This is a genomic window from Nocardia sp. NPDC056064, assembly GCF_042266925.1.
Taxonomy (GTDB): Bacteria; Actinomycetota; Actinomycetes; order Mycobacteriales; family Mycobacteriaceae; genus Nocardia.
The window spans coordinates 417,137-442,491 of the sequence record NZ_JBHJWO010000002.1 but is presented as its reverse complement, the minus strand read 5'-3'; the positions used below and the strand labels follow the sequence as shown (position 1 = coordinate 442,491).

The window sequence follows — 25,355 nt, the reverse complement described above, 5'->3', positions numbered from 1 at the left end:
GTGTCTAGTTTAGAAAATACGCAATCAGTGGGAACGGGTCGATCCGGTTCGGCGGATGCCGGATCAGGCGACGGTGGTCTCGGGGGGATTGTCGAGTAGTTCGGCCTGACCGGCGACGACACCGGTCAGGATGGCGCGAGCCACGGTCAGCAGCTCTTTGACCCGGGGCGAGGTGAGCTCGTAGGTCACCGACAGGCCCTCGCGGCGGGCGGTCACCAGCCCCGCGCGGCGCAGGATCGCCAGCTGCTGAGACAGGTTCGCCGCCTCGACGCCGACTTCGGGCAGCATCTCCGAGACGGCGTGCTCGCGCTCGCTGAGCAGCTCCAGCACCCGGATCCGCACCGGATGGCCGAGGGTTTTGAAGAAGTCGGCCTTCATCTGATAGAGCGGCCTGCTCAGTCCTGGCACCGTGCTGAGTCCCGTCCTGCCGTCGGAGGTAAGGTGTTTTCTAACTTTAGCAAACAGGCTAACAGGAGAGATATGCCCATCGCCTCGCTCAACGGCATCCAGCTCAACTACGACGTCACCGGGTCGGGCCCGCTGGTCCTGCTCGTGATGGGCAGCGGCAGCCCCGGTCGCGTCTGGCGCAGTTACCAGGTCCCCGCCCTGGTCGCGGCCGGATTCCGGGTGGCGACCATGGACAACCGCGGGATCGCGCCGTCGTCGGAATCGGCGTCGGGCATCACCATGGCCGATCTCGTCGGCGACACCGCCGCGCTCATCGAGCATCTCGGCGCGCCCGCGCACGTCGTTGGCACCTCGATGGGCTCGCGCGTGGTCGCCGAGCTCGCGCTGGCGCGGCCCGAGCTGCTGGGCAAGGCGGTGCTCTTCGCCGCCACCGCCCGCCCGCATCCGGTGACCAGCACGCTGAGCCGGGGCGAGCAGGCGCTCTACGACAAGGGCATCCAGTTGCCGCCGGAGTACGCGGCCGCGGTCAAGGCCATGCTGAACCTGTCCCCGCACACCCTGGCCGACCCGGCCAAGGCCCAGGAGTGGCTCGACATCTTCGAGTTCACCGCGGGCAAGGCCACCGCGGGCACCCGCGCGCAGGCGGGTATGGACCGCTCGCAGGACCGTCGCGCGGCCTACCGCGCGATCACCGTGCCGAGCCTGGTGGTCGGATTCGCCGACGATCAGATGGTGCCGCCGCGCTTCGGTCGCGAGGTCGCCGAGGCCATCCCGGGTGCCACCTACACCGAGATCGAACGGTGCGGGCACTACGGCTACCTCGAGCGCCCGGACGAGGTGAACCGCGTGCTGATCGACTTCCTGGCCTAGTCCCCGGCCGACCAGGGCCGCACGGGCGGTTTGACCCACAGCAGCTTCTCGTCGGCGTGCGCGCGCACCGCCGCCGGGTGGCCGGGGTTGCGGGCGGCCCAGGCGTCCTTCTGGTCGAGCAGATCGGCGACCACCCGCCAGGTCTCGCCGGTGCTCGGCGGGTTGGTCCGCGCGGCGCGGGCGAGCTTGCGCAGGGTGGCGGCGTCGAGGGTGGTCAGTTCGGCGCTGCGGATATCGCGCGACCACAGATAGGCGGCCAGCCGGCGGGCCTTGGCGACGCGGCCGGCGTTGGCCGCGTCGGAATGCGCGTGATCGGGTGCCTGATCGGCGCTGTCTGGCACGTCGGCGATTCTACGACGAACGCCCGTGCCCCGGTCATCGTCGACCGGGGCACGGGCGTTGTGTGCGTCAGCGGCTGTCAGTACGCGCTGTTGACGTTGTCCATCGAGCCGTAGCGCGAGGCCGCGTAGTTGCAGGCCGCGACGATGTTGGAGACCGGGTTCCAGACATCGAACGGGGTGCCCTCGACGTGGTACGCGGCGAAGGTGGGGTCGATCACCTGGAGCAGGCCCTTGGAGGGGATGCCGTTGATCGCGTTGATGTCCCACAGGTTGATCGCCTGGGGGTTACCCGTCGACTCGCGCATGATGTTGCGGTGGATGCCCTCGTAGCTGCCGGGGATGCCCTTGGCGGCCATGATGTCGAGGGCCTCACGGATCCAGCCGTCGAGGTTGTTCTCGTAGGTCTTGGGTGCCGGTTCCGGCATCGGGGCCGGAGCGGCCTCGGGGGCGGGCGCCGGAGCGGCCTCGGGAGCCGGGGCGGGGGCGGCCTGCACGGCCGGGGCCGCGGCGGCGGGGATGTTCTCCGCCTGCTCGACGACCATCGCAGCACGCTCGGGAACGCTGTCGTCGGCGAAGGAGACGGCGGAGGACGCGGCCACGGCGACCAGGCCGACCGCGGCGACCGCCACGGTGAACGCCTCACGACGCGAACGACGGCCGATAACGGTGCTGAGCTTGTCTTTGTTGAGCATTGCTGTTCTGTTCCTTCATCTCTGTCTGGCGAGCACCGGCCCGGTGTGGAGTACGGTGGATCGCGGCAGCGCACGCAGCGGCGCACGCCGGTCAGGCGATGTGTTGTTTCTGTCTGTATGGGGAAGGTGCGACGCTGTCAGGGAGTGGGACGCTCGAGGGCTGTCCATCGCGTCGCACGGTGCTCCACAGCTGGCTGCGGGGAGACCACGCGCTGTTTGGAACTTCCGGAAGTTGGGTACTCCCGCTCTAACCAAACCGCAGGTCCGTTTGTGACCTGATTGCAGAATGGTCACGGTAAGTGAACGCAAGGTGAACGAGACCTGAACGGCAAACGATGCCGATCTTGGTCGGTTCCCGCGGGGGTTGCGGAATCGTTATGTATGCAGGGGGTTTGCCCCCGTTACCGCAGTGGCGGGCGTCACAGAAAAAGATTGCCCGAATCGGGTTTCGCGAGCGTTTGCGCAGCTCGAAGCTGTCCGAATTGGTGTCCGAGTGACATCAGTGCCGAAATCCATGGCCGTTCGATAACGAGACCGTGACCGTTGCCCGACGGGCGGCACCAGACGTAGAAAGACCGCATCCCGGCAGTTGTGATAACTGCCGGGATGCGGTCTGTTGTGCGCCATCAGGGACTCGAACCCCGAACCCGCTGATTAAGAGTCAGCTGCTCTGCCAATTGAGCTAATGGCGCTTGGTTTGCTGTGGATCGCGGCTCCTGGACTCTCTGTCCGGCCCCGCTCTCCGGTGCGGAACAAACATTAACAGGCTCAGGGGCGAAACGTGAAATCGGGCTCTGACCAGCGGGAACGCAATGCTGTTCGCGTTGTTAACGGCGGCGGCCCCCGGACGTATCTAACGATTGTGAACTGGTCGTGTCGCGGGGGCTTTCCCGTTGGTGCGGGCCGGGCGGGCTGGCAGAATGACGGGACGACGATCTCGAACGCCCCGCCGGCGCGGTTGGCATGAACGATTCAGTCGGTGGGATCTGCGGCGCACTGGTTATTGCGCCGGTACGGAAACGGGGTTGACATGGGTAAGAAGCGGGGGCGACCTCGGTCGCTACGGACGTTCGTTCCGGTCGTGCTCGTCGCGGTGCTCGCACTGGGCGTCTCGGCCTGCTCGTCGGCGGAGGGCACGGGGGTGGAGGCGGCGATCGATCGCAACCCCATCACCGAGCTGATCAAGCCGAAGCTGGTCTCGGCGATCAAGGACGGTCAGGTGGGTGTCTCGCCGGGGATGCCGCTGGGCTTCCAGGTCGAGGACGGCACCTTCACCGACGTGAAGCTGACCAACCCGCAGGGCAGCGCGGTCGCGGGCAAGCTCGCCGCCGACGGCCGCTCCTGGGAGACCACCGAGGTCCTCGGCTACGGCAAGACCTACACGCTGACCGCGTCGGCGATCGGCCTGGGCGGGGCCAACTCCACCCGGCTCTCGTTCACCACCAGCTCTCCGGACAACCAGACCAAGCCGTACCTGCTGCCCGGTGAGGGCGAGGTCGTGGGCATCGGCCAGCCGGTGGCGATCCAGTTCGACGAGAACATCCCCGACCGTCGCGCCGCGCAGGACGCCATCAAGATCACCACCGAACCCGCCGTCGAGGGCGCCTTCTACTGGGTGAACAACCGCGAGGTGCGCTGGCGGCCGGAGAACTTCTGGGCGCCGGGTACCAAGGTGTCCATCGAGGTGAACGTCTACGGCAAGGACCTGGGCAAGGGTCTGTACGGCCAGGACAACATCACCTCGTTCTTCACCGTCGGTGACGCGCAGATCTTCACCGCCGACGACAACACCAAGCAGGTGGTGGTCGAACGCAACGGCCAGGTCGTGATGACCATGCCGACCTCGATGGGCAAGGACAGCACGCCTACCGACAACGGCGTCTACATCGTCGGCGACAAGTTCGAGCACATCATCATGGACTCCTCGACCTACGGTGTCGCGGTGGACTCGGCGGCCGGCTACCGCACCCCGGTCGACTTCGCCACCCGGATCTCCTACAGCGGCATCTTCTTCCACTCGGCGCCCTGGTCGGTGGGGCAGCAGGGCTACTCCAACGCCAGCCACGGCTGCCTGAACCTGAGCCCGGCCAACGCGCGCTGGGTCTACGAGAACGCCAAGCGCGGTGACATCACCATCGTCAAGAACACCGTCGGCGGCACCCTGTCCGGTGTCGACGGACTCGGTGACTGGAACATCCCGTGGCCGGAATGGAAGGCGGGCAACGCCGACGTCGCCTGAGCCGCGGTCAGCGAAAAACGAAGGGCCACCGGAGATCTCCGGTGGCCCTTCGTCGTGATCGGGGGTGGTTCAGGCCGGGGTCGGCAGGTCGGCGCAGTCCATCATGGCCTCGCCCGCCACGGCCAGCGCGCTGCCGAGGGCGCCGCACAGGATGCGGCCGCCGAACAGCAGGCGGTCCAGGTTGGGCAGCCCGGCCGAGCCGGTGCCCGAGGAGCCGGTGGTCTCCACGCCGGTCGTCGATCCGCTCTGCGCCGAGCCGGATTCGGGCAGCTCGCTGGGCAGGCCCGCGCCCACGGGGGCGCCGGGGACCTCGGCGGTGAACTCGGTGAGGGGCAGGCCGGGGGACGCCGCCGCGGTGCCCGCGACGGGACCGAGCACGGTGGCGGCCGCGAGGGCCACGACGACGGTGGAACGCTTCATCAAGTGGTCTTTCCGGTCGAACGCTGACGAGAGATGCCACACACCTGGGCGGCGGTCCAGAGTGTAGCGGGCCGGACGTGAGGTTCGTCATGAATCCGTCATGTGATCGCTCAGGCGGTGGCGCGGTGATCCTCGCCATGCAGTTCGGCGGTGATCCCGGCCGTCTCGCCGACGGCGATGCGGCGTACTCCGCACCGGCAGCGCTGATAGGTGACCAGGCCGTCGCTGGTGCGGTGGCAGGACTCGATCCGCCAGGTGTGTGCGTGGTGGGTGCTCATGCATCGAGTCTGTTGTAATGGCATTGTGCATTACAACCATTACGGCCGGGAGCCGGTGCGGCTCGGCATCGAACTGCTCAACGAGCCGTGTGCGAGCGCGGCGGAGCTGGGGCAGCGCTGTGCCGCCGCGGGGCTGGTGCTGTCGTGCGCGCCCACCGAGGCCGATCGCGCCTCGGTGACGGCGTTCCTGGCCCGCTGGCGGCAGGTGGTGCTGGCCGTGGAGCGGGGGGAACGCGCCGCCCTGCTCAATGTGCTGCTGGGCGAGTACGCCGCGGCGCCCCGGCTGACCGACCACGCCGGGGACGGCTGGCATCTGCACTTCCGTGACCCCGGGGTGGCCACCGACCGTCAGATCGCCGCGCTCATCACCGTGGGCACCGCACTGCATCTGACCGGGCTCGGCATGGATCGCCTCGGTGGCTGCGCGGCCGACGGCTGCGAACGGGTCTTCGCCGACAACTCCCGCAACGGCACGCAACGCTTCTGCAGTCCGGCATGCGCGAATCGGTCGGCGGTGCGCAGGCATCGTGAGCGGCGCGGGACCGGGCGCTGATACGGAGAAAGCCCGGTCCGTGGGGACCGGGCTCTCTCGCTCGGGTGACTGACGGGACTCGAACCCGCGACAGCCAGGATCACAACCTGGTGCTCTACCAACTGAACTACAGTCACCATCACCGGTTATTCACCGGCGCGGTAAATAGTAGCGTGCCAGGGGGCGTATGCCCTAATCCGCTGGTCGGGGGCTCGATCCGGTGACATCCACGGCCTCGGTGGCGGCCGCCGCGGCGGCGGTGATCTCGGTGGTCGACGGCCCGGGCAGCGGGACGAACGCGGTGCGGCGGTAGTACTCGAGCTCGCGGATGGACTCCTTGATGTCGGCCAGCGCGCGGTGGGCCAGGCCCTTGTCCGGCTGACCGAAGTAGATGCGCGGGTACCAGCGGCGGCACAGCTCCTTGATCGAGCTCACATCGACCATCCGGTAGTGCAGGTGCGCGTCCAGTTCCGGCATGTCGCGGGCGATGAACCCGCGGTCGGTGGCGATGGAGTTGCCGCACAGCGGCACCGTGCGCGCGGCGGGCGCGTACTGGCGGATGTAGTCGAGGACCTCGGCCTGGGCCTGCTCGAGGGTCACGGTGGAGGCGCGGACCTCCTCGGTGAGACCGGACTTGGCGTGCATCTCGGCGACGACCGGGGGCATGCAGGCCAGGGCGGCGTCGTCGGCGTGGATGACGATGTCGACACCGTCACCGAGGATGTTCAGGTCGCTGTCGGTCACGAGCGCGGCGATCTCGATCAGCTTGTCGCTGTCGAGACGGAGCCCCGTCATCTCGCAATCCATCCAGACCAAGAGTTTGTCGGACACCTGAGTCACCCTAACGGTGCGGTCCCCGCCCGGATCGCTAGGTGCGTCGCGTGGGCGAGGCGGCGCGGTTGCCCGCGACATCCCCGGATGACCGGCATCGAGGTGACCGGCGGGGATACAGTTTGCCCTGGACTTGCGTACGGCTCGGTGACCAGACGGAGGACGCGCGAATGACCACCCCTCAGGAGAAGGCAGCGGCGGCTCGCAAGGCGGCCGAGGAGGCGGCCCGGGTGGCCGCGGAGGCGGCGCAGGCCGCCGAGGCCGCCGAGCGGGAGGCCGCCGCGAGTACCGAAACGTCCACCGCGCCCGCGCAATCGGGGGCCGCGGCGGAGATCGCGGCGGGGTACGCCCTCGACGGTGTCGCGCTGGAACTCGGCACGGTGATGGTCGACGGGGTCGCCGATCCGGCTGCGCGCGTGCGTATTCCGCTGCGCATGATGAACCGGCACGGGCTGGTCGCCGGCGCGACCGGTACCGGCAAGACCAAGACCCTGCAGGGCATCGCCGAACAGCTGTCCCGCGCCGGGGTTCCGGTGGTGATGGCCGATATCAAGGGGGATCTGTCGGGGCTCAGCGAACCGGGCGCCGACAACGACAAGATCCGGGCCCGCGCCGCCGAGACCGGCGCGACCGGCTGGGCGCCGAGTTCGTTCCCCACCGAGTTCGTCTCGCTCGGCACCGGCGGGATCGGGGTGCCGATCCGCGCGACGATCAGTTCCTTCGGCCCGATCCTGCTCAGCAAGGTGCTCGGCCTCAACAACACCCAGGAATCGACGCTGGGCCTGATCTTCCACTGGGCCGATCAGCGCGGCCTGGCCCTGCTCGATCTCAAGGACCTGCGCGCGGTGATCACCCACCTGACCAGCGCGGAGGGCAAGGCCGACCTCGAGGGCATCGGTGGGGTGTCGGCGCAGACGGCCGGGGTGATCCTGCGCGCGCTGGTGAATCTGGAGGCCGAGGGCGGCGACACGTTCTTCGGTGAACCCGAACTCGATCCGGCCGATCTGCTGCGCACCGCGGGCGGGCAGGGCGTGATCACGCTGTTCGAGCTGGGTCAGCAGGCCGCGCGGCCGGTGCTGTTCTCGACGTTCCTGATGTGGGTGCTGGCCGATCTGTTCCAGGTGCTGCCCGAGGAGGGCGATCTGGACCAGCCCAAGCTGGTGTTCATCTTCGACGAGGCGCATCTGCTCTTCGCCGAGGCGTCCAAGGCGTTCCTGCAGCAGGTCGAGCAGACGGTGAAACTCATCCGGTCCAAGGGCGTCGGGGTGTTCTTCTGCACCCAGCTGCCCACCGACATCCCGAATCCGGTGCTGTCCCAGCTCGGCGCGCGCGTGCAGCACGCGCTGCGCGCCTTCACCCCCGACGATCAGAAGGCACTGGCCAAGACCGTGCGCACCTATCCGAAATCGGCGGTGTACGACCTGGAATCGGCGCTGACCTCGCTGGGCACCGGTGAGGCGATCGTCACGGTGCTCTCGGAGAAGGGCGCGCCGACACCGGTGGCGTGGACCAAGATCGCGCCGCCGCGCTCGCTGATGGACACCATCGGCGAGGACGCCATCAAATCCAAGGCACTGGCCAGCGCCCTGCAGGGCAGGTACGGGCAGACCGTCGACCGGGAGTCCGCCTACGAGATGCTGCTGGCCAGCGTGGCCGCCGCCGACCCGGCACCGGAGGCCGCGCCCGCGCCCGGCCGCGCCGACGACTCGGCCGCCGACCGGATCATGAACAACCCCGCGGTCAAGAGCTTCCTGCGCTCGGCGGCCAGCGCGGCGGGCCGCGAGATCAGCCGCAGCCTGTTCGGGACGCGGCGACGGCGGTGATCAGCCGCCCAGCTTCTTGTAGAAGGCGCCCGCGATCGGGGCGGTGAACGAGCGCGGGCCGTAGTTGCCCGCCACGCTCATGCCCTTGCTGATCAGGCCGGGCACGATGCGCATCTTGTTGCGGGCCAGCGCGTCGATGGACACCTTGGCGGTGTACTCGGAGGAGACCCACAGGAAATCGGGGACCATCTTGTCGACGATCGACTCGTCCTCGGGGGCGGGGATCTCGGTGCGCACCGGGCCGGGCGCCAGCAGGGTGACATTGACGCCGCTGCCCTTGAGCTCGCCGCGCAGCGACTCGGAGAAGGTGTTGGCGAAGGCCTTGGAGGCCGCGTAGGTGGCGTTGTTCGGGATGGGCATGTTGCCCGCCGCCGAGCCGCTGATCAGGATGCCGCCCGCCTTGCGCTCGAGCATGCCGGGCAGCACGGCCAGGGTGAGATCGTGCACGGCGGTGGCGTTGAGTTCCATCTGCGCGCGCTCGTAGGCGAAGTCGAGTTCGGCGACCGGGCCGAAGGTCGCGATGCCCGCGTTGTTGCACAGGATCGCGATATCGCGCACGGCGAGCTCGTCGACGAGGCTGGCGCGCTGCGTGCGGTCGGCCAGGTCCACCGCGCGCACCTCGGCGGTGATGCCGTGCGCCAGCGTCAGCCGCTGGGCGAGTTCGGTCAGCACCTCGCCGCGTCGCGCGACCAGGATCAGCGAGTAGCCGCGCCCGGCCAGCTCGGCGGCCAGCGCGGTGCCGATGCCGGAGGAGGCGCCGGTGACGACGGCACGATTGTCTGCAGTGGGGGAGGGCAAGCTCACACCGGGAGCTTAGGGGATCGGCGGCGGCGGGCACCTCGCGAGGCCCGGCGGACCTAGCATGGCTGCGATGAGCGAGGACCAGGTGTTCGGGATGGGTGACGATCCGCTCGCGGCGCCGCTCGGGCCGCCGCTGAGCGAGGACGAGGTCGCCTGGGTGATCGCGGCCACCTGGCCCGGCGCGCGGCCGGGGGAGATCCGCTGGCGCAGCCCACGCCCCCTGTCCTCGACGGTCGGTGTGCGGTGCGTGGACGGGACCGACCTGGTGGTGAAGCGCCTGCCGCGGCAGCTGCGCGACCTGACCGCCCTCGGCGAGGAGCACCGATTCACCGCGCATCTGCGCGACCGGGGGATTGCGGTGCCCGAGGCCCGTGCCACGGCGGGGGAGGCCGGTGCCCGCGACCGACGGCCGCTGCACGCAGGCCCGCCGGGCTCCAGCTCGCCGTGCGAATCCGGGTGGTTCGTCTACGAGGTGCAGCAGGTGGGGGTCGGCGCGGACCGGTATCGGGCCGACTTCTCCTGGTCGCCGTACCGGGATCGCGCCGATGCGGCGGGTGCCGGGGCGATGCTGGGCAGGTTGCACCTGGCCGCGGCGGGTTTCGAGGCGCCCGCGCGACCGGCCCGGCCGCTGGTGGCGAGCATGCACGCCGGGGTGCGCGCGGCGTTCGAGTGGCATCTCGCGCGGCGTCCGGCGGTAGCTCGTTTCCTCGCCGAGCGCGACTGGCGCAACGAGATCGTCGACGTCCGGGCCGATCTCGGGGGCGTCGCACCCCTGTGGACGCACGGTGACTGGCATCCGACCAACCTGCTCTGGCACGACAACGAGGTCACCGCCGTCATCGACTTCGGGCTGGCCGATCGCACCACGGCGGTCTTCGACCTCGCCACCGCGATCGAGCGCACGGCCGTCGACTGGGTCGCCCTGCGCGACGGGGGAGCGGCGTCGGTGCGCTACGACCAGATCGCCGCGCTGCTGACGGGATACCGATCCGAGCGGCCGTTGTCGGAAGCCGAGCGAGCGCTGCTGCCGGACCTGCTGCCGCTGATCCACCTCGGCTACGAACTCTCCGAGATCGACTACTTCCTCACCGTCGCCCACGATCACCGCGCGGCCGAGATCGCCTACCACGACTGGCTGCTCGGGCATCTGCGCTGGTACGCCGGCCCCGACGGGCGCGAGCTCGCCGACGCGCTGCGCGACCTGACATAGAACACCGCCCCACCCACCGGATGCGAGTTCGGTGGATGGGGCGGTGCGGGCGGCCGTCCGTCGCGTCGGACGGCCGGGTCGGGGGGACTACAGGCTCGCCGCCAGGCGGGTGCCCTGGGCGATGGCGCGCTTGGCGTCGAGTTCGGCGGCCACGTCGGCGCCGCCGATCAGGTGCAGGTCGACGCCCGCGGCGCGCAGCGGTTCCTCGAGTTCGCGCACGGATTCCTGTCCGGCGCAGACGATCACATTGTCGACCTCGATGACGCGCGGGTTCTCGCGCTTCTCACCGAAGGAGATGTGCAGCCCGGCGTCGTCGATGCGCTCGTAGTTCACGCCACCGACCTGCTCGACGCCCTTGGCCTTGATCGCCGCGCGATGCACCCAGCCCGACGTCTTGCCCAGGTCCTTGCCGAACGGGGTCGACTTGCGTTGCAGCAGCACCACATCGCGGGCGGCGGGAGCGGGGCGCGGCTGCCTGAGCTGGCCGGGCACCTTCTCGTCGTCGGCGTCGACACCCCACTCCTCCTTCCACTCGTCGAGCTTGAGCGTGGGATGACCCTCCACGGTGAGGTATTCGCTCACGTCGTAGCCGATCCCGCCCGCGCCGATCACCGCGACCTTCTTGCCGACCGGCTTCTCCTGCTTCACCAGCTCGGCGTAGGACAGCACCATCGGGTGGTCGATACCGGGAATGTTCGGGATGCGTGGCCGCACACCGGTGGCCAGCACCACCGAGTCGTAGCCGCCCGCGATCAGTTCCTCGGCGGTGACCCGCTTGTCGAGGTGCAGGGCCACGCCGGTGAGCTCGATCTTGCGGTTGAAGTAGCGGATCGACTCGTCGAACTCCTCCTTGCCGGGGATGCGGCGGGCGATGTCGAACTGGCCGCCGATCTTGTCGTCGGCCTCGAACAGGTCGACCCGGTGCCCGCGCTCGGCCAGGCTGACCGCCGCCGAGAGCCCCGCCGGGCCCGCGCCGACCACCGCGAAGCGCTTGGCGCGGCGTGTGGGCAGCAGGTTCAGCGTGGTCTCGCTGCCCGCGCGTGGATTGACCAGGCACGACACCTTCTTGTTGCCGAAGGCGTGGTCGAGGCAGGCCTGGTTGCAGGCGATGCAGGTGTTGATCTCGTCGGCCCGGTCGCCCTCGGCCTTGTTGGCCCATTCCGGGTCGGCCAGCAGCGGCCTGGCCAGCGAGATCAGCGCCGCGTCGCCGCGGGTGAGGATCTCCTCGGCGATCTCGGGCATGTTGATCCGGTTCGACGCGCAGACCGGGATGTTGACCTGGCGGGCGATCTTGGCGGTGAACTCCACGAACGCCGCGCGCGGCACCGAGGTGACGATGGTGGGCACCCTGGCCTCGTGCCAGCCGATATCGGTGTTGAGGATGTCGACGCCGACGGCCTCGAGTTCCTTGGCCAGCGCGACGATCTCCTCGAAGGTCTGCCCCTTCTCCACCAGCTCGGCCATCGACAGGCGGAACACGATGATGAAATCGGGCCCGACCGCCGCGCGGATGCGCCGGGCGATCTCCACCGGCAGCCTGCGCCGGTTCTCCGGGGTGCCGCCCCACTTGTCGGTGCGCTTGTTCACCCGCGGCGCGAGGAACTGGTTGATGAAATAGCCCTCACCGCCCATGATCTCGCAGCCGTCGTAGCCGGCCAGCTTGGCCAGCGACGCGCAGCGGGCGTAGTCGTCGATGGTGGACTCCACGCCCTTGCTCGACAGCGCGCGCGGCTTGAACGGGTTGATCGCGGACTTGATCGCCGAGGCCGACACGCTGGTCGGCATGTAGGAGTAGCGCCCGGCGTGCAGGATCTGGATGGCGATCTTGCCGCCCTCGGCGTGCACCGCCTTGGTGATGGCGCGGTGCCGGTAGGCCTCGGTCCTGGTGGTGAGCTTGCCGCCGAAGGGCAGCAGCCAGCCGGTCCGGTTGGGCGCGTAGCCACCGGTGATGATCAGGCCGACCCCGCCGCGGGCGCGTTCGGCGAAATAGGCGGCCAGTTTGTTGGTGTCCCAGGCGCGGTCTTCCAGACCGGTGTGCATGGAACCCATGACCACCCGATTGCGCAGGGTGGTATGGCCGAGGTCGAGGGGTTCGAACAGGTGCGGAAAACTCATGGGCTGGGTTCACCTTTTCGCGGTCGCAGGGCCTGCAGTACTTCGTCGCACCATTCGACGTAGCCGGACTCCGCGCGGATGCCCGCGCGCAGCACCAGATACTGGTGCAGTGCGGTGCCGGAGAGCTGGTCCGGCACCGGGAAGAATTTCTTTTCGCTGAGGCGGTACTCGTCGAGGCGGCGGGCGTGGTCGGCGCGATGGCGCTCGACCTCGGCGCACACCGCCGTGATGTCGCCGTGCGCGGCGCCGCGGATCTTCACGCCGAGCTCGTCGCGCGCGGGGGTGGACTGGGTGGGTTCGGCGAGCCAGCGGGCCAGTTCGGTGCGTCCGGCCTCGGCCACCGAGTACACCTTCTTGTCGGGTTTTCCGTGCTGGGTCACCGATTCCACGGTCACCCAGCCGGACTCCTCCATACGCTTGAGGACCCGGTAGATCTGCTGATGCGAGGCACTCCAGAAGTAGCCGATCGACTTGTCGAATCGATGGGCGAGCTCGTATCCCGAGCCGGACCGTTCGCTGAGCGAGACCAGCAGCGCGTGCTCCAGTGCCATGTGACGAGGATATCCGGAACGGGCGGTACTATGCAATCAGGTTCATATTGACGGCGACCTGCCGAAACACTGATGTGCCCTGCCGGGCGCCGCGATCGCCATTACGCTTCGCCCATGACCGAGGTGAGCGCGGCCGAGACCGTCGGTGAGGCGGCCGGACGCGGGCAGGTGCTGGCGTGGGGACTGTGGGATTGGGGGTCCTCGGCGTTCCAGGCCGTGACGCTGACCTTCGTGTTCTCGGTGTATCTCACCGACAAGGTAGGCGACGACCTGCCCGGTGGCGTCTCGGCGAGCGCGTGGCTGGGCTGGGCGCTGGCTGCCGCCGGGCTCGTGGTCGCGGTGACCGCGCCGGTCTGCGGGCAGTACTTCGACGCCGTCGGCTCCCGCAAACGCGCGCTGGCCACGCTCACCACGCTCACCGTCGGCGCCATGTCGCTGATGTTCTTCGTGCGCGACGACTACCACGATCTGTGGCTGGGCCTGGCGCTACTGGCCTTCGCCTCGGCCACCTTCGAGCTGGCCGGGGTGCCCTACAACGCCATGATGCGCCAGGTGTCCACCCCGGCCACGGTCGGGCGGGTCTCCGGATTCGGCTGGGCGATGGGCTATTTCGGCGGCATCGTGCTGCTGCTCATCTGCTACGTGGGGTTCCTGGCCGGTGACGGTGATTCCCGTGGCGTGCTTGGCATGCCCACCGACCAGGGGCTCAATGTCCGGCTGGTGATCGTGCTGGCGGCGGTCTGGTTCACCGTGTTCGCGTTGCCGGTGCTGTTCGCGGTGCCGGAGATGCCGCGCACCGGCGCTGATCCGGGGGCGTCGCGGGCCGGGTTGCTCGGGTCCTACCGGGTGCTGTGGCGGGATGTGCGGGAACTGTGGGGACAGGACCGTCACACGGTGTGGTTCCTGCTGGCCAGCGCGGTCTTCCGGGACGGCCTGGCCGGGGTGTTCACCTTCGGCGCGGTGCTGGCGGTGCAGGTGTACGGCTTCGCCGACGCCGACGTACTGCTGTTCGGCATCGCCGCCAATGTCGTGGCCGGGGCGGCCGCCATCGCGGCCGGACGCTTCGACGACCGGCTCGGCCCGAAACGCGTGATCGTGGCCTCGCTGGTGGGGATGATCGCCTGCGGGCTGGTGTTGCTGGTGGTCTCGGGCACGCTGATGTTCTGGATCTTCGGCCTCGCGCTGACGGTGTTCGTCGGGCCCGCGCAGGCCTCGGCCCGGTCGTTCCTGGCCCGGCTGGCCCCGCCGGGACGCGAGGGCCAGCTCTTCGGGCTCTACACCACCACCGGGCGGGCGGTCTCGTTCCTCGCGCCGGCCCTGTTCGGCCTGTTCGTCTGGGTCTTCGGCAGCGACCGGGCCGGGATCGCCGGCCTGCTGGTGGTGCTGGTGGCCGGACTGCTGGTGCTGCTCCCGGTCCGGGCGCCCGCGCAGACGAAATAAACCAGATCTGGGCGATCTCACAGTGAACGAATGTTCACCCTGTGGTTCACCCGGCGTTCTTGGGCTGCCAGCCCGCGATACCCAGCGCGATCAGCCGCATCTGCATGACCGTGCGCTCGACGATGGCGGCCTCCTCGCGCGGGGTGGAGGCCACGAAGGCGGCGATGCCGTCGGTGACCGTGGTCACCAGCAGGTCCGCGGCGATCTCGAGTTCGGTGGTGCTCCAGGAGTCCAGCGCGCGTAGCCGGGACAGGTCGGCGACGATCTCGCGCACGATCAGCTGCATCTCCATCGCGATCGCCTGACGCAGCGGGGCGGGCCCGCCGTGGCGCTCGCGGATGAGGAAGCCGAACAGCGCGCGCTTGGTGCGCACCTGGTCGAACACGAAGCGCACGGTATCGGCCAGATGCGCGTCCGGCTTGCGCCTGACCTCGCGCAATGCCAGTCGTAGCGCGGTGACGCCCTCGTCGACCAGGGTCGCGCCGAGGTCGTCGAGCGAGGCGAAGTGCCGGTAGAACGCCGTGGGCACGATGCCGGCCGAGCGCGCGATCTCGCGCAGGCTCAGCGCCGCGAAGCCGCGGTCGGCGGCCAGCGCGAGCGTGCCGTCGAGAAGGGCGGCCCGGGTGTGCGCTTTGCGCTCGTTACGGGTTCCTGCCTGCTCAGTCACATCGGTGAGCATACATCCGTTCACCATAGTCGAATCCCTCTAGATGTTGCCCGCCTCACATTATTGCCGGTTGACAGCGGGATGGGTCCATCCGGCACACTGGTGAGTGTACAGGCGTGCACTGAAATGTGGACCGCATGCCGAGTGACTTCCATGAAGGGGTTCAAGCAATGGTGGGACTGATCGATCTGGTGCAGACGTTGACGACGCCGCACCCGCTGGACCGGTACCTGGAGCTCGTCCGCCCCGGGCTCACCGCACGGGAACTGCGTGCCGAGATCACCCATGTCTCGCACGCCACCCCCGGTTCGGTGACCCTCACTCTGCGGGCTACCCGCCAATGGCGCGGTCACACCGCGGGCCAGTACGTGCAGATCGGCGTCTCGATCAACGGCGTGCGCCACACCCGGTGCTATTCGCCGATCGATCCGGAGAGCCGCGGGGACCGATACCTGCAGATCACGGTCAAGGCGCATCCCGGCGGGCTGGTCTCGAACTACCTGCACGACAACGCGAAGCCGGGCATGATCGTCGACCTGGCGCCCGCCTCCGGCGTCTTCGCGCTGCCCGAACAGCGGCCCGGCAAGGTGCTGCTGGTCAGCGGCGGCTCGGGGATCACGCCGGTACTGTCGATGTTGCGGACCCTCGACGCCGAGGGTTTCACCGGTCCGGTGACCTTCCTGCACTACGCGCGTCAGCCGGAGATGGTGCCGCACAAGGCCGAACTGACCGCGATCGCCAACCGGCGGCCCAACTTCCGCATCGAGTACCGCTTCCCGGTCGAGCCGGGCACCGTGGTTAACGGCGAGACCTCCACCGGCAGCGGGTTCTTCGACTACGACGAGCTCGAGCGGGTGGCGCCCTGGTTCGCCGACTCGCAGACCTTCGTCTGCGGGCCGCCGCCGCTGATGAACGCGGTGCGGACCCTGTTCGAGGCCGAGGGTCTGGGCGATCGGGTGCACAGCGAGGAGTTCACCCTCACCACCGTGCCGACCGACCCGTCCGAGGCCACCGGCACCGTGACCTTCTCCGGCAGCTCCGTCACCACCGAGAACTCCGGTGCGCCGCTGCTCGACCAGGCCGAGGCCGCCGGGCTCACCCCGGAATACGGCTGCCGCATGGGGATCTGCTTCTCCTGCACCGCGACCAAGGTCTCCGGTTGCACCCGCAACCTGCGCACCGGCGAGCTCGACGCCGATCCGGACAAGCAGATCCAGATCTGCGTGAACACCGCGGTCGGCGACGTCGACATCGCGCTCTAGACGACAACCACAGCCCGATTCACCAACCAAGGGGAGATACCGCTATGACGATCCTCACCGAAGGCAAAGACGGTCCGGTCATCCTGACCCCCGACCAGGTCGAAGAGCTCGGCAAGGCACTCGACGAGCTGCGCGCCCGCATCGAGGCCGACCTCGGCGAGCGCGACCGCGACTACATCTACAAGATCATCAAGGCCCAGCGCGGGCTCGAGGTCGCCGGCCGCGGCCTGATGTACCTGGGCTTCCTGCCCCCGTTCTGGCTGGCCGGTGTCGCCGCGCTCGGTGTGTCGAAGATCCTCGACAACATGGAGATCGGCCACAACGTCATGCACGGTCAGTACGACTGGATGCGTGAGCGCGGCATCAACTCCCGCGAATTCGACTGGGACACCGTGTGCCCGGCCGATCAGTGGAAGCACTCGCACAACTTCATGCACCACACCTACACCAATGTCCACGACATGGACCGCGACATCGGCTACGGCATCCTGCGCATCGACGAGGGCCAGAAGTGGCACCCGTACTACCTGGGCAACCCGGTCTACGCGTTCCTGCTGATGGTGCTGTTCGAGTGGGGCGTGATGCTGCACGACCACGAGGTCGAGAACATCATCCAGGGCAAGCGCAAGCTGCGCGACAACATCCCGCTGATCAAGGGTGGTCTGCGCAAGTCCGGCAAGCAGGTGCTCAAGGACTACGTGGTGTTCCCGGCGCTGACCGGCCCGCTGTTCCTGCACACGCTGGCCGGCAACGCCGCCGCCAACATCGTGCGCAACCTGTGGACCTTCTCGATCATCTTCTGCGGCCACTTCCCGGCTGGTGTACAGACGTTCACCAAGGAGGAGACCGAGGTCGAGACCCGCGGCGAGTGGTACGTGCGCCAGATGCTCGGTTCGGCGAACATCAAGGGCTCCAAGCTGTTCCACATCATGTCGGGCAACCTGTCGCACCAGATCGAGCACCACCTGTTCCCCGACATCCCGGCCAACCGGTACCCGGAGATGGCGCCCGAGGTGAAGGCGCTGGCCGAGAAGTACGGCCTGCCCTACAACACCGGCCGTTTCTCCAAGCAGATCGGCTCGGTGTGGGCGAAGATCTTCGCGCTCTCGGTGCCGGATCGCTTCGTGAAGAGGGCCCCCAAGCCCGGTGTTATCGTTATGCGTAATCGGAAGGCAACCGAAGTGGGCGTGTAGATGATCGGGAAATTCGAGACCAACAAAGACCTCGTCCAGGAATTGACGTCCTCCGGTGCGCGCCGGGTCGGCAATATCGCCGCCCTCATCACCGGGACCGTCGCCGAGGTCGCCCGGGAAATCGGTGAATTCCTCACCGACGCGATCGAGATGAACGAGGCGGCCGCGGCAGCTCGCCGCGACGCCGCGGTGGAGCGCGCCGAACAGCGTCGTGAGGCCGCCGAAGATCTCGACACTCCGGACGAGACCGGCTCGGATTCCGCGGCCTGGCTCACCGAGCCGGAACCGGTGGTCACCGAGGCCGAGCCCGCTCCCCGCGAGCCGGGCAAGGCCTGATCACCACACCGGCAGCCGCCTGCGCCGTTCGGTGACATCGGTGATCAGATCCCGGTAACCGTCGGTCAGCTCGGCCAATCTGCACCAGTGCACGTGCGTACGTGCCACCGGATCGCCGCCCAGCGCCTGCTGGGCGGCGATCCATTTTTCGGCCATCCGGTCGATCACCGCGCCGAGGGTCTCGGTGTGCAGGGAGGCGCCGCCGCGGTGCGCCACATGGCCCGTGACCCAGTCGTCGATGCGGGAGATCAGGCCCGCGCGGGTGTCGTCGATGTCGTCGAGCAGCCGTCCGCAGGCGGCGAAGACCGTGCCCGCCGCCTCGGCGTCGCGGGCCGCGTCGAGAGTGGTGCGCCTGCGGGCGTGGCAGTGCGCCAGCCCCGCGGCCGCGTCGAGTACCGGATGGTCCTGGGCGGTGGACTGGCGAAAGGCACGCAACAACGCCGTCGGCGACGGGAGTTGCGCGGCATCCGCACGATGGCCGGATTCGTTCGGCATGGTGCACGCCCTCGAGATACGCGGAATTCGGGACTGGATACGCCAGGGCCGAGGAGGACGCGGGACAGGTGCACTCCCCGGCACCGGCGTAGCCCCGCCCGGGCGTCGACGAATTGTCCGCGACGCTGCGGCAGGGAAGACGACCCGGGGAAAATCGGGACTACTCCAGGAAAGCGCGATCCGGCGCCGCCACGCAATAGTACGGAGTACAAATCGGGCAGGCGGCGACAATCGTTATCGACGATTACGGCCGGGTCACCGGCGCGCTTCCCCGGTGTAACCACCCGGCGCATTTCCGGCAATCATTGTTCCGGAGCACCCCGGCACGGCCGCCGAATGCACTAGCCTCGGACAATGTGCCTGCCTATGTGTCCTCGCCCGAACTGACCTTCGGGTTCCTGTTCGCGCTGGAAGACCCGCAGCGAATCGCCGACGTCGTGCGCGATCTGATGGAGCGCCACGCGGTCTCGGTGTTCCGGATCGCGCGCCTGTCCGACGACGACGGCCCGCCCGAACGGTACGTGGTGAACTGGGCGGCCATTCCGCAGATCTCCATCACCACCGCCGCCCCGGAGGAAGCCGAATTGCGCGCCCAGCGGATCATGCTGGTCAACGCCTTTCTCGGCGAGGGCGGCGAAGTGAGCCTGTACTCCGGGAATCCGCACGCGCCGAGCTGAATCCGCTCAGCGCGCCGATTCGTAGATGCGGCGCACCACGTCCTCGATGCCCGGTTCCTCGATGGACAGATCGCGCACCTGCGCCCGGTCCGACACCGCGGCCAGCAACGCCGCCGCGGTGGTGTGCTCGGCGTCGAAGGCCAGCCGCTGGCGCATGCCGCCCGCCTCGCTGGACAGCAGTTGCGCCCCGCACGGCAGATCGTCGAGATCCGGTGTGGGCGCGGCCAGATCGACGACCAGCACCCGGCGCGCGCCCACGGTGGCGCCCAGTCCGGTCAGTGAACCGTCGTACACCAGCTTGCCGTGGTCGACCACCAGCACCCGGTCGCAGAGCCGCTCGATATCGCCCATGTCGTGGGTGGTGAGCAGCAGGGTGGTGCCGCGCTCGATGCGCTCGGCGCGCAGGAACTCGCGCAAACGCTGTTTGGACAGCACGTCGAGCCCGATCGTCGGCTCGTCCAGGATCACCAGCTCCGGCGAATGCAGCAGCGCGGCGGCCACTTCCGCGCGCATGCGCTGGCCGAGCGACAGCTGGCGTACCGGGGTGTCGAGGGTCTCGGCCATCTCGAGTTGTTCGACCAGCTCGTGGGTGCGCTTGTCGGCGATGTCGGGGTCGAGGCGGTGGATCGCGGCCAGGATCGAGAACGACTCGTGCAGCGGCAGATCCCACCACAGCTGCGAGCGCTGCCCGAAGACCACGCCGATGCGCGAGGCCAGTTCCCTGCGCTGGCACACCGGTTCCAGCCCGCAGGTGCGCACACTGCCCGAGGTGGGCACCAGGATGCCGGTGAGCATCTTGATGGTGGTCGACTTGCCCGCGCCGTTGGCGCCGATGTAGCCGACCGCGGAGCCGCGTTCGACGCGGAAGCTCATCGCGTCGACGGCGGTGATGGTGTCGCGATGACGGCGCCATCGGCTGCCGTTCTTGCGGTAGACGGTGAATTGCCGGGTGAGGTCATCGATGTCGATGATGGGTTCGGCGTCGATCCGCTCGTGCATCGCTAGCCACCTCCTCCCTGGTAGTGCCTGGTACCGATCCGCCATGCCGACAACGCCAGCAACCACACCCAGACCGCGGCGACCGGGGTCAGCCAGGCCGACCACGCGGGCAGCAGCGGCGGGCCGGGCAGGCCGAGCAGGGCGATGGTCGGCACGTACGCCGTGAACGCGACGGGAATCGCGAACCCGAACAACAGTTTCAGCGGTGTGGGGAACACCGAGGCAGGCTGCATCGCGGCGAACGAGCCGCCGTAGGTGAAGCTGTTGGTGAGCTCGGCACCGTCTATCAAGAAGAACTGTAGCCCCGCCGCGCATACGAAAAGGCCACAGAACAGCGCAATTCCACTCAGCAGGGTGATCACGATCAAGGTAACCGGGGCGATGCCCCAGTCGATGTCGTTGCGCCACAGCCCGATCGTCAGCACGATCACCGCGACGGCCGCCCTGGCGAGCCTGCGCAGCGAGATGTCGCTGGTGACCAGTTGCAGCAGCAGCGGCTGCGGGCGCAGGTGGTAGGCGTCGAGGGTGCCCATCCTGATCATGGTCGGCAGCGAATCCAGGTGTCCCACCAGCACTTGCGCCAGCGCGAAGGAGGTGTTGGACAGGCCGAACAGCAACAGCGCCGCGTTCACGTCCAGCCCGCCGAGCGTGCCGACATTGTGGAAGATCACCCACACCTCGGCGAATTCCACCAGCCCGATCAGGAACGCGCTGAACACCTCGGTGGCGAAGGAGAGGCGGTACACCTGCTGTGCTTTCACACGCGAACGCAATACTGCGAGATAGGGGGTGAACCAGGTCCCGGCCACAATGCGCGCGGTCTCCGGTTCACCCACCCTGTACCTCCAGTCTGCGTTGACCCGCCCGCAGCATCACCCGCCCGAGCAACCCGATCGCCAGCACCCAAAACCCTTGTGCCGCAACAGTGAACACCGCATCCAGACCTTCTGCTCGCCCGGACAGCGTATCGATCGGCGCCTGCAGGATCGAGGGGAACGGTGTCGCTCTGGCGATGGTGCGCAGCCAGTCGGGGAACATGTGGACGGGAACGAAAAGCCCTGCGAGGAACGTGCCGACGATCTGGTAGAGCACACGGATCCCTCGTATCTCCACCACCCAGAACCCGATCAGCGCCACCGCGAACAGGCACAGGAACGACAGCGCCACCGCCAGCAGCACACTGATCACGCCGAGCACATAGGCCATCGGCGAGGTCGGCATGGACAGGCCGAAGGTGGCCGCGCCGACCACGATGCTCGGGACGCCGCGCGGCAGGAACGTGCAGGCGGCGCGGCCCATGTCGCCGGCCAGATAGCTCAGCTGCACGTCCACCGGGCGCAGGAAATCGATGGCGACGTCACCGGATTTGATGCGGTCGACCAGGTCGATCTGCGGGCCCATGAACTGGGTCGCCCCGAGCAGCCCCTGCGACAGCCACACATACGCGGCGATCGTGCCCTCGTCGTAACCGCCGAACCCACCGGCGGCGCGCACCGCGGCCACCAGGACCGCGGCCCGCACGAAACCGAAGACACAGTTGGTGAACAGCCCGGCGAACATCGCCAATTTGTACTGGGCCTGGCGTTTGAAGCCTGCCCTGGCGAAGGTCCAATACACGGCGACCAGGCTCGGCCTGCCGCGGCGGACCGGACACCGGCGCGTCGCGATGGCGAGTTGCCCGTCCCCCTCCGCATTGCCCCGCACAATCAGTCAACTCTAGGCCGATCCGGACAGATCAGCACGAAAACGGCACGGATCGACCGTGGTTCAGCGCAGCGGGACCTTGACGTCGGTGCCACCCTCCCTGGTGATCCGCGCGTTCATCGCGACCAGGGCGGGGGCGGGGGTGAAGCCGCCCGCGAACAGCGCCTCGCCCTGGCGGAACCACGGTGAGCGCTCCAGCAGCGCGGCGGGCGCGTAGCCGAAGTGGGTGCCCAGTTCGGCGAGGTCGACCGGTGAGGACATCTTCATCAGCGCGAGGTTGTCGCACTGGGACAGGATGCCGGGGTGGACCTTCGACGGCCGCTGCGTCGACAGCAGCAGCCACAGCCCGAATTTGCGGCCCTCGGCGGCGATCTGGATCAGCCGTTCCCTGACCGCGACCGCGATCGGCGAATCCAGTTGGGGCGAGGCCAGATTGTGCGCCTCGTCGATCACCAGCAGGATCGGGCGGCGTTCCTCCCGGCGCGACCACAGCTCGTCGAGCAGCGCGAGAGCTACCACGAGTTGCTGTTCGGCGGTGGAGAATCCGCCCAGATCGAGCACGGTGGCGTCGGGTCGCTCGGCGACCACCTCGGTGACCGCGCGCTGATTGCGTGCCCACACCTCCCATTCGAGCAGGCCCAGGTTCTCGATGCGCATGCCGAGCCGCTGCTGCGCCGGTGATTCCGAGCTGCGCAGGTGCGGCAGGGTGTCGTCGAGTTCGGTGGCCGAGAGCACCGTGGACAGGTGCATGAGTTCGTTGAACTCCTCGCGATCGGCGATCGGGTCGATCCGCAGGATCGCGGCCTTGGACGGCAGCGGGAGTTCGGTGAAGCGGGCCCGCAGCAGGGCACCCTTGTGCGGGCGCAACACCCGGATGTCGCGGCGGCGCAGGGCGTCGGCGGTCGGGCCGCTCGCCTGGGGATCGAGCTCGCCCAGGTGCACGAAATCGGAGTTGGGGTCGAAGACCACCACCGGCAGGGCGGTGTGCGCGATCAGCTGTTCGAGCACGACACCGAGGGCGTAGGTCTTGCCCGAGCCGCTCTGCCCGCACCAGAAGGTGTGCCGGTTGAACCGGGTGGGCAACAGCCGGGCGGGACCACCGGGTGGGGTGAGGTCGACGCCGATGTCGAGCCGCGCGCCGGTGGTGTCGTGCAGGGTCTGCACCGTGGCCGCGTCGGCCATCTCCACCGTGGCGTCGTCGAACGGGTATCCGGCGCGCACGTCGATGCCGTCGGCGAGCACCTCGCCCATCATCCTGCCGCGCAAGAAGGCCGGGGAGGTCTGTGAGCGTTCCTCCACCAGCGCGAGCTGGCGGCGCTGTGCGCTGACGATCACCGCCAGCGAACCGGCGACCAGCGCGCACCCGGTCGCGTCGGCGACCACGAACGAACGACCGTCCTCGGACCGGGCGAAGGTCTGGCTATTGTTCGGCACCCGCCGATCATCGCACCGAACAGGCCGCGGACGTGCGGATAGCTACCGAGTCGCTATCTGGTGTTCGATCAGTGCTCCGGGAAGCCGGTCGCGAACAGGATGGCGATGGCCACGGAGCTGACCACGGAGATAGCGAGAATGATCCACATGAGTGGGAAGGGTACCGGTCCGTCGGTCCACCACCCGCATCGCGTCCGGTCGGGGTCAGCGGGTGGTCGCGGCGAACGGTGCCGCGGCGAGCATCCAGTTGCCGAACTCGCAGGCCAGGTGCCATTGGTGCTGGTGGATATGGCGCTGCGGGACCGCGCCGGGGAACTGGACGGTGAGCAGCGCATCGAGTCCGCCGTCGTTGTCGCGGAACTGGTGACGGACCCCGCCGATGATCAGGCCGTCGTCGAGCAGAGCGGTTCCGGTGATCTGAACGGGGTAGGCGGGATCGGCCGGGATCGTGACGTCGTCGGGACGGTGATAGTCGACCAGGAAGCGGGAGGCGGCGGGGGAGCCGCCGGTGGTCTCGACGACCTCCTGGCGGCCGTCGGACAGGCCACGCAGCAGGTAGTGGTCCGGGCAGGCGGCGTTCATGGCGTCTTCGTCGTCGACCACGACGAGGTTGTCGAACCAGGTGGCGAAGCGTTCGGCCGACAACCCTGGCGCGTGCAACCGGGCGATCGAGTACTTGACCTTGCCTCTGCCTGCCGCGACGCCGATACGCGCGATGCGTTCAGAGATGGCGAGTTCCCGTTTGAGCATGGCGTAGACCCCGGCGTGGCCCAACTCGGTGCGCAGTGTCGCGAGCGCGGCGCGGCGCAGGGGGAGCGGCGCGCCGCGCAGCTGCTCGACGGTGGGGCCGGGCAGGATCTCGGCGATTCCACGTGCGCCCAGGTGGCGGGCGTATTTGGCGAGCACGATGTCGGCGCGGCGTGACTCCCACTCGAGCACCTGCCCGCGGGTGACCTCGCGCCGCCCGATGGTTGCGCGGATGGTGATCGGATCGACCATGCTGACGTCCTCCTGGGTGAATTAAAGCCAGTATTGCTTGCATTAGGCCATTGACAGGTCCATGGTGATGGCTGATGCTGTCTTAACGCAAGTAAGACTTGCTTTTATTCGTTCCCGAGAGGAATCGGTCGATGCTGACCAGGAGAAATTTCATGACCCGCGCTGCCGGGGCCACTGCCGCCGCAGGTCTGGCCGCGGCCTGTCTCGGCTCCGGGCCGGCCTTCGCGTCCCCGCTGGGGCAGTCGGCGCAGGCCGGGCTGCGCACCTTCATCGACGGCGCCCTGGTCGATCAGGCGGCGGTCGTCGAGTGGGAGAAGCGGCGGTTCTCGGTGGTCGCGGCGCGGCTGCGCCAGGACTATGTCGGGGTGCTGACCGGTGAGCTGGACTCGTTGCTGACCCGGCTCGAGAACGCCGTCGACGACGTGCCGGCCGCGCGCGTGGCCTTGGCGCAGGCACGGCTGAGCATCGGCGAGGCGGGGATCCGCGAGCTGCTGGCCGCCGAACTCGTCGCCTCCGAAACCGCCGCGCGGGCCGGGATCGCCGCCTCGGACGGACGCTGGCAGTACGCGATCACCGAGATCGCCAGTGACCGGGGCACCGCCCAGGGCTTCCTGGACTGGTTCGACCGCGCCCGCCTCACCGACGACCGGCCGGTGTGGACCGACGCCTGCCCGGACCACTACCTCATCGCCACGCTGCCCGACGGCCGCCAAGAGGTCATCGAGGTGACCGGTGGCGCGATGCTGCCCAGCCAGTTCTTCGTCGACTACACCGACGTCACCGGGGTGATGGTGCCCGCGGACCCCGCGTATCCGCTCACCGCCGCCGGTGTCGCGTCGCTGGCCGACGGTTTCGTCATCGGCGGTGTCCGCCACCAGTTCCGCGATGAACCGGGCGGTGGCTTCCGTGCCCAGCTCAAGGTCGCCTTCCCCGCAGCGCTGCCGGGCCTCTACATCGCCGAACACCGGTGGCATCTGGCCTGCGAGTTCGGCAACTGGATCACGGCCTACCTGCGCACCGTCCAGTGAGGCGCGGCGA

The 25,355-nt window shown here is 68.6% G+C and carries 27 protein-coding genes and 2 tRNA genes; 11 read left to right on the top strand and 18 right to left on the bottom strand.

What is annotated here, in order from left to right:
• Positions 1–63 precede the first annotated feature (63 nt).
• A complete protein-coding gene (locus ACFC06_RS25940; protein WP_375937327.1) occupies positions 64–378 on the bottom strand; it encodes an ArsR/SmtB family transcription factor in 315 nt (104 codons plus the stop codon).
• A gap of 102 nt (positions 379–480) precedes the next feature.
• Between ACFC06_RS25940 and ACFC06_RS25935 the strand changes: the two genes are divergently transcribed.
• On the top strand, positions 481–1,278 hold the full coding sequence (locus tag ACFC06_RS25935; RefSeq protein ID WP_375936905.1) for an alpha/beta fold hydrolase: 798 nt from the start codon (positions 481–483) through the stop codon (positions 1,276–1,278).
• Here the strand turns inward: ACFC06_RS25935 and ACFC06_RS25930 are convergent.
• The 3 genes from ACFC06_RS25930 to ACFC06_RS25920 all read right to left on the bottom strand — a co-directional run bounded on the left by ACFC06_RS25930 (position 1,275) and on the right by ACFC06_RS25920 (position 3,003).
• On the bottom strand, positions 1,275–1,619 hold the full coding sequence (locus tag ACFC06_RS25930; protein ID WP_375936902.1) for a hypothetical protein: 345 nt from the start codon (positions 1,617–1,619) through the stop codon (positions 1,275–1,277). The two genes, ACFC06_RS25935 and ACFC06_RS25930, sit on opposite strands and share 4 nt — an antisense overlap.
• Before the next feature lie 77 nt (positions 1,620–1,696).
• The gene (locus ACFC06_RS25925; RefSeq protein ID WP_375936899.1) at positions 1,697–2,311 is read right to left on the bottom strand and encodes a transglycosylase SLT domain-containing protein; all 615 of its coding nucleotides are present in this window, start codon (positions 2,309–2,311) and stop codon (positions 1,697–1,699) included.
• 619 nt (positions 2,312–2,930) lie between these two features.
• Positions 2,931–3,003 (bottom strand) — tRNA-Lys (locus ACFC06_RS25920).
• 338 nt (positions 3,004–3,341) lie between these two features.
• Here ACFC06_RS25920 and ACFC06_RS25915 point away from each other — a divergent pair.
• A complete protein-coding gene (locus ACFC06_RS25915; protein WP_375936896.1) occupies positions 3,342–4,550 on the top strand; it encodes an Ig-like domain-containing protein in 1,209 nt (402 codons plus the stop codon).
• 69 nt (positions 4,551–4,619) lie between these two features.
• On the opposite strand, the gene ACFC06_RS25910 is transcribed toward ACFC06_RS25915, so the two are convergent.
• A complete protein-coding gene (locus ACFC06_RS25910; protein ID WP_375936893.1) occupies positions 4,620–4,970 on the bottom strand; it encodes a hypothetical protein in 351 nt (116 codons plus the stop codon).
• Between the two features lie 110 nt (positions 4,971–5,080).
• On the bottom strand, positions 5,081–5,248 hold the full coding sequence (locus tag ACFC06_RS25905) for a hypothetical protein (protein ID WP_375936891.1): 168 nt from the start codon (positions 5,246–5,248) through the stop codon (positions 5,081–5,083).
• 25 nt (positions 5,249–5,273) lie between these two features.
• Between ACFC06_RS25905 and ACFC06_RS25900 the strand changes: the two genes are divergently transcribed.
• Positions 5,274–5,801 carry a CGNR zinc finger domain-containing protein gene (locus ACFC06_RS25900; protein WP_375936888.1) on the top strand — a complete coding sequence of 176 codons (528 nt, stop codon included), beginning with the start codon at positions 5,274–5,276 and terminating at the stop codon, positions 5,799–5,801.
• A 43-nt stretch (positions 5,802–5,844) separates the two neighbouring features.
• Here the strand turns inward: ACFC06_RS25900 and ACFC06_RS25895 are convergent.
• Both ACFC06_RS25895 and orn read right to left on the bottom strand, forming a co-directional pair.
• Positions 5,845–5,917 (bottom strand) — tRNA-His (locus ACFC06_RS25895).
• A gap of 55 nt (positions 5,918–5,972) precedes the next feature.
• Complete coding sequence (orn, locus tag ACFC06_RS25890; protein WP_375936886.1) at positions 5,973–6,611, bottom strand: oligoribonuclease; 639 nt, start codon at positions 6,609–6,611, stop codon at positions 5,973–5,975.
• 170 nt (positions 6,612–6,781) lie between these two features.
• On the opposite strand from orn, the gene ACFC06_RS25885 reads away from it, so the two are divergent.
• Positions 6,782–8,434 (top strand): helicase HerA-like domain-containing protein, encoded by a 1,653-nt coding sequence (locus ACFC06_RS25885; RefSeq protein ID WP_375936883.1) that lies wholly within the window; start codon positions 6,782–6,784, stop codon positions 8,432–8,434.
• Here the strand turns inward: ACFC06_RS25885 and cmrA are convergent, their stop codons facing one another.
• Positions 8,435–9,238 (bottom strand): mycolate reductase, encoded by an 804-nt coding sequence (gene cmrA, locus ACFC06_RS25880; protein WP_375936880.1) that lies wholly within the window; start codon positions 9,236–9,238, stop codon positions 8,435–8,437.
• Between the two features lie 67 nt (positions 9,239–9,305).
• On the opposite strand from cmrA, the gene ACFC06_RS25875 reads away from it, so the two are divergent.
• Positions 9,306–10,445, top strand: a complete 1,140-nt coding sequence (locus tag ACFC06_RS25875; protein ID WP_375936877.1) for a phosphotransferase enzyme family protein — start codon at positions 9,306–9,308, stop codon at positions 10,443–10,445.
• Between the two features lie 87 nt (positions 10,446–10,532).
• Here ACFC06_RS25875 and ACFC06_RS25870 read toward each other — a convergent pair whose 3' ends face one another.
• Together ACFC06_RS25870 and ACFC06_RS25865 are read right to left on the bottom strand one after the other, a co-directional pair.
• Positions 10,533–12,560 carry an FAD-dependent oxidoreductase gene (locus tag ACFC06_RS25870; protein WP_375936874.1) on the bottom strand — a complete coding sequence of 676 codons (2,028 nt, stop codon included), beginning with the start codon at positions 12,558–12,560 and terminating at the stop codon, positions 10,533–10,535.
• Positions 12,557–13,111 (bottom strand): PadR family transcriptional regulator, encoded by a 555-nt coding sequence (locus ACFC06_RS25865; RefSeq protein ID WP_375936871.1) that lies wholly within the window; start codon positions 13,109–13,111, stop codon positions 12,557–12,559. Before ACFC06_RS25865 ends, ACFC06_RS25870 begins: the two co-directional genes overlap by 4 nt.
• A gap of 114 nt (positions 13,112–13,225) precedes the next feature.
• Here ACFC06_RS25865 and ACFC06_RS25860 point away from each other — a divergent pair, with 114 nt between their 5' ends.
• Positions 13,226–14,551, top strand: coding sequence for an MFS transporter (locus ACFC06_RS25860; RefSeq protein ID WP_375936868.1), 1,326 nt, complete (start codon positions 13,226–13,228; stop codon positions 14,549–14,551).
• A 46-nt stretch (positions 14,552–14,597) separates the two neighbouring features.
• On the opposite strand, the gene ACFC06_RS25855 is transcribed toward ACFC06_RS25860, so the two are convergent.
• Entirely contained in the window at positions 14,598–15,245 is a 648-nt protein-coding gene (locus ACFC06_RS25855; RefSeq protein WP_375936865.1) for a TetR family transcriptional regulator, read from the bottom strand.
• A gap of 143 nt (positions 15,246–15,388) precedes the next feature.
• On the opposite strand from ACFC06_RS25855, the gene ACFC06_RS25850 reads away from it, so the two are divergent.
• Genes ACFC06_RS25850 through ACFC06_RS25840 form a run of 3 tightly spaced genes read left to right on the top strand, consistent with a single transcriptional unit; the run spans position 15,389 to position 18,009 of the window.
• Positions 15,389–16,480: a ferredoxin reductase gene (locus ACFC06_RS25850; protein ID WP_375936862.1), complete on the top strand. Its 1,092-nt coding sequence runs from the start codon at positions 15,389–15,391 to the stop codon at positions 16,478–16,480.
• Between the two features lie 44 nt (positions 16,481–16,524).
• Positions 16,525–17,673, top strand: a complete 1,149-nt coding sequence (locus tag ACFC06_RS25845) for a fatty acid desaturase family protein (RefSeq protein WP_375936859.1) — start codon at positions 16,525–16,527, stop codon at positions 17,671–17,673.
• Positions 17,674–18,009: a hypothetical protein gene (locus ACFC06_RS25840; RefSeq protein ID WP_375936856.1), complete on the top strand. Its 336-nt coding sequence runs from the start codon at positions 17,674–17,676 to the stop codon at positions 18,007–18,009. It abuts the gene before it with no gap.
• Here ACFC06_RS25840 and ACFC06_RS25835 read toward each other — a convergent pair whose 3' ends face one another.
• The gene (locus ACFC06_RS25835; RefSeq protein ID WP_375936853.1) at positions 18,010–18,504 is read right to left on the bottom strand and encodes a DUF4254 domain-containing protein; all 495 of its coding nucleotides are present in this window, start codon (positions 18,502–18,504) and stop codon (positions 18,010–18,012) included.
• Positions 18,505–18,860: 356 nt separating this feature from the next.
• Between ACFC06_RS25835 and ACFC06_RS25830 the strand changes: the two genes are divergently transcribed.
• Positions 18,861–19,181: a hypothetical protein gene (locus tag ACFC06_RS25830; RefSeq protein ID WP_278262960.1), complete on the top strand. Its 321-nt coding sequence runs from the start codon at positions 18,861–18,863 to the stop codon at positions 19,179–19,181.
• 6 nt (positions 19,182–19,187) lie between these two features.
• Here ACFC06_RS25830 and ACFC06_RS25825 read toward each other — a convergent pair whose 3' ends face one another.
• The 5 genes from ACFC06_RS25825 to ACFC06_RS25805 all read right to left on the bottom strand — a co-directional run bounded on the left by ACFC06_RS25825 (position 19,188) and on the right by ACFC06_RS25805 (position 24,317).
• Positions 19,188–20,180: an ATP-binding cassette domain-containing protein gene (locus tag ACFC06_RS25825; RefSeq protein WP_375936850.1), complete on the bottom strand. Its 993-nt coding sequence runs from the start codon at positions 20,178–20,180 to the stop codon at positions 19,188–19,190.
• Between the two features lie 2 nt (positions 20,181–20,182).
• Positions 20,183–21,016: an ABC transporter permease gene (locus ACFC06_RS25820; protein ID WP_375936847.1), complete on the bottom strand. Its 834-nt coding sequence runs from the start codon at positions 21,014–21,016 to the stop codon at positions 20,183–20,185.
• Positions 21,009–21,797 (bottom strand): ABC transporter permease, encoded by a 789-nt coding sequence (locus tag ACFC06_RS25815; RefSeq protein WP_375936844.1) that lies wholly within the window; start codon positions 21,795–21,797, stop codon positions 21,009–21,011. The genes ACFC06_RS25820 and ACFC06_RS25815 overlap by 8 nt, the downstream gene beginning before the upstream one ends.
• Before the next feature lie 150 nt (positions 21,798–21,947).
• A complete protein-coding gene (locus ACFC06_RS25810) occupies positions 21,948–23,318 on the bottom strand; it encodes an ATP-binding protein (RefSeq protein ID WP_375936841.1) in 1,371 nt (456 codons plus the stop codon).
• Between the two features lie 204 nt (positions 23,319–23,522).
• Complete coding sequence (locus ACFC06_RS25805; RefSeq protein ID WP_375936838.1) at positions 23,523–24,317, bottom strand: hypothetical protein; 795 nt, start codon at positions 24,315–24,317, stop codon at positions 23,523–23,525.
• 131 nt (positions 24,318–24,448) lie between these two features.
• Between ACFC06_RS25805 and ACFC06_RS25800 the strand changes: the two genes are divergently transcribed.
• Positions 24,449–25,345: a twin-arginine translocation signal domain-containing protein gene (locus ACFC06_RS25800; protein ID WP_375936835.1), complete on the top strand. Its 897-nt coding sequence runs from the start codon at positions 24,449–24,451 to the stop codon at positions 25,343–25,345.
• The last annotated feature ends 10 nt before the right edge of the window (positions 25,346–25,355 follow it).

Bases quoted from the DNA above. Each gene is read 5' to 3' on its own strand.
- ACFC06_RS25940 (WP_375937327.1), bottom strand. From the start codon at position 378: ATGAAGGCCGACTTCTTCAAAACCCTCGGCCATCCGGTGCGGATCCGG.
- ACFC06_RS25935 (WP_375936905.1), top strand. From the start codon at position 481: ATGCCCATCGCCTCGCTCAACGGCATCCAGCTCAACTACGACGTCACC.
- ACFC06_RS25925 (WP_375936899.1), bottom strand. From the start codon at position 2,311: ATGCTCAACAAAGACAAGCTCAGCACCGTTATCGGCCGTCGTTCGCGT.
- ACFC06_RS25915 (WP_375936896.1), top strand. From the start codon at position 3,342: ATGGGTAAGAAGCGGGGGCGACCTCGGTCGCTACGGACGTTCGTTCCG.
- ACFC06_RS25910 (WP_375936893.1), bottom strand. From the start codon at position 4,970: ATGAAGCGTTCCACCGTCGTCGTGGCCCTCGCGGCCGCCACCGTGCTC.
- ACFC06_RS25905 (WP_375936891.1), bottom strand. From the start codon at position 5,248: ATGAGCACCCACCACGCACACACCTGGCGGATCGAGTCCTGCCACCGC.
- ACFC06_RS25885 (WP_375936883.1), top strand. From the start codon at position 6,782: ATGACCACCCCTCAGGAGAAGGCAGCGGCGGCTCGCAAGGCGGCCGAG.
- ACFC06_RS25875 (WP_375936877.1), top strand. From the start codon at position 9,306: ATGAGCGAGGACCAGGTGTTCGGGATGGGTGACGATCCGCTCGCGGCG.
- ACFC06_RS25870 (WP_375936874.1), bottom strand. From the start codon at position 12,560: ATGAGTTTTCCGCACCTGTTCGAACCCCTCGACCTCGGCCATACCACC.
- ACFC06_RS25865 (WP_375936871.1), bottom strand. From the start codon at position 13,111: ATGGCACTGGAGCACGCGCTGCTGGTCTCGCTCAGCGAACGGTCCGGC.
- ACFC06_RS25860 (WP_375936868.1), top strand. From the start codon at position 13,226: ATGACCGAGGTGAGCGCGGCCGAGACCGTCGGTGAGGCGGCCGGACGC.
- ACFC06_RS25855 (WP_375936865.1), bottom strand. From the start codon at position 15,245: ATGGTGAACGGATGTATGCTCACCGATGTGACTGAGCAGGCAGGAACC.
- ACFC06_RS25850 (WP_375936862.1), top strand. From the start codon at position 15,389: ATGGTGGGACTGATCGATCTGGTGCAGACGTTGACGACGCCGCACCCG.
- ACFC06_RS25845 (WP_375936859.1), top strand. From the start codon at position 16,525: ATGACGATCCTCACCGAAGGCAAAGACGGTCCGGTCATCCTGACCCCC.
- ACFC06_RS25840 (WP_375936856.1), top strand. From the start codon at position 17,674: ATGATCGGGAAATTCGAGACCAACAAAGACCTCGTCCAGGAATTGACG.
- ACFC06_RS25835 (WP_375936853.1), bottom strand. From the start codon at position 18,504: ATGCCGAACGAATCCGGCCATCGTGCGGATGCCGCGCAACTCCCGTCG.
- ACFC06_RS25825 (WP_375936850.1), bottom strand. From the start codon at position 20,180: ATGCACGAGCGGATCGACGCCGAACCCATCATCGACATCGATGACCTC.
- ACFC06_RS25805 (WP_375936838.1), bottom strand. From the start codon at position 24,317: ATGGTCGATCCGATCACCATCCGCGCAACCATCGGGCGGCGCGAGGTC.
- ACFC06_RS25800 (WP_375936835.1), top strand. From the start codon at position 24,449: ATGCTGACCAGGAGAAATTTCATGACCCGCGCTGCCGGGGCCACTGCC.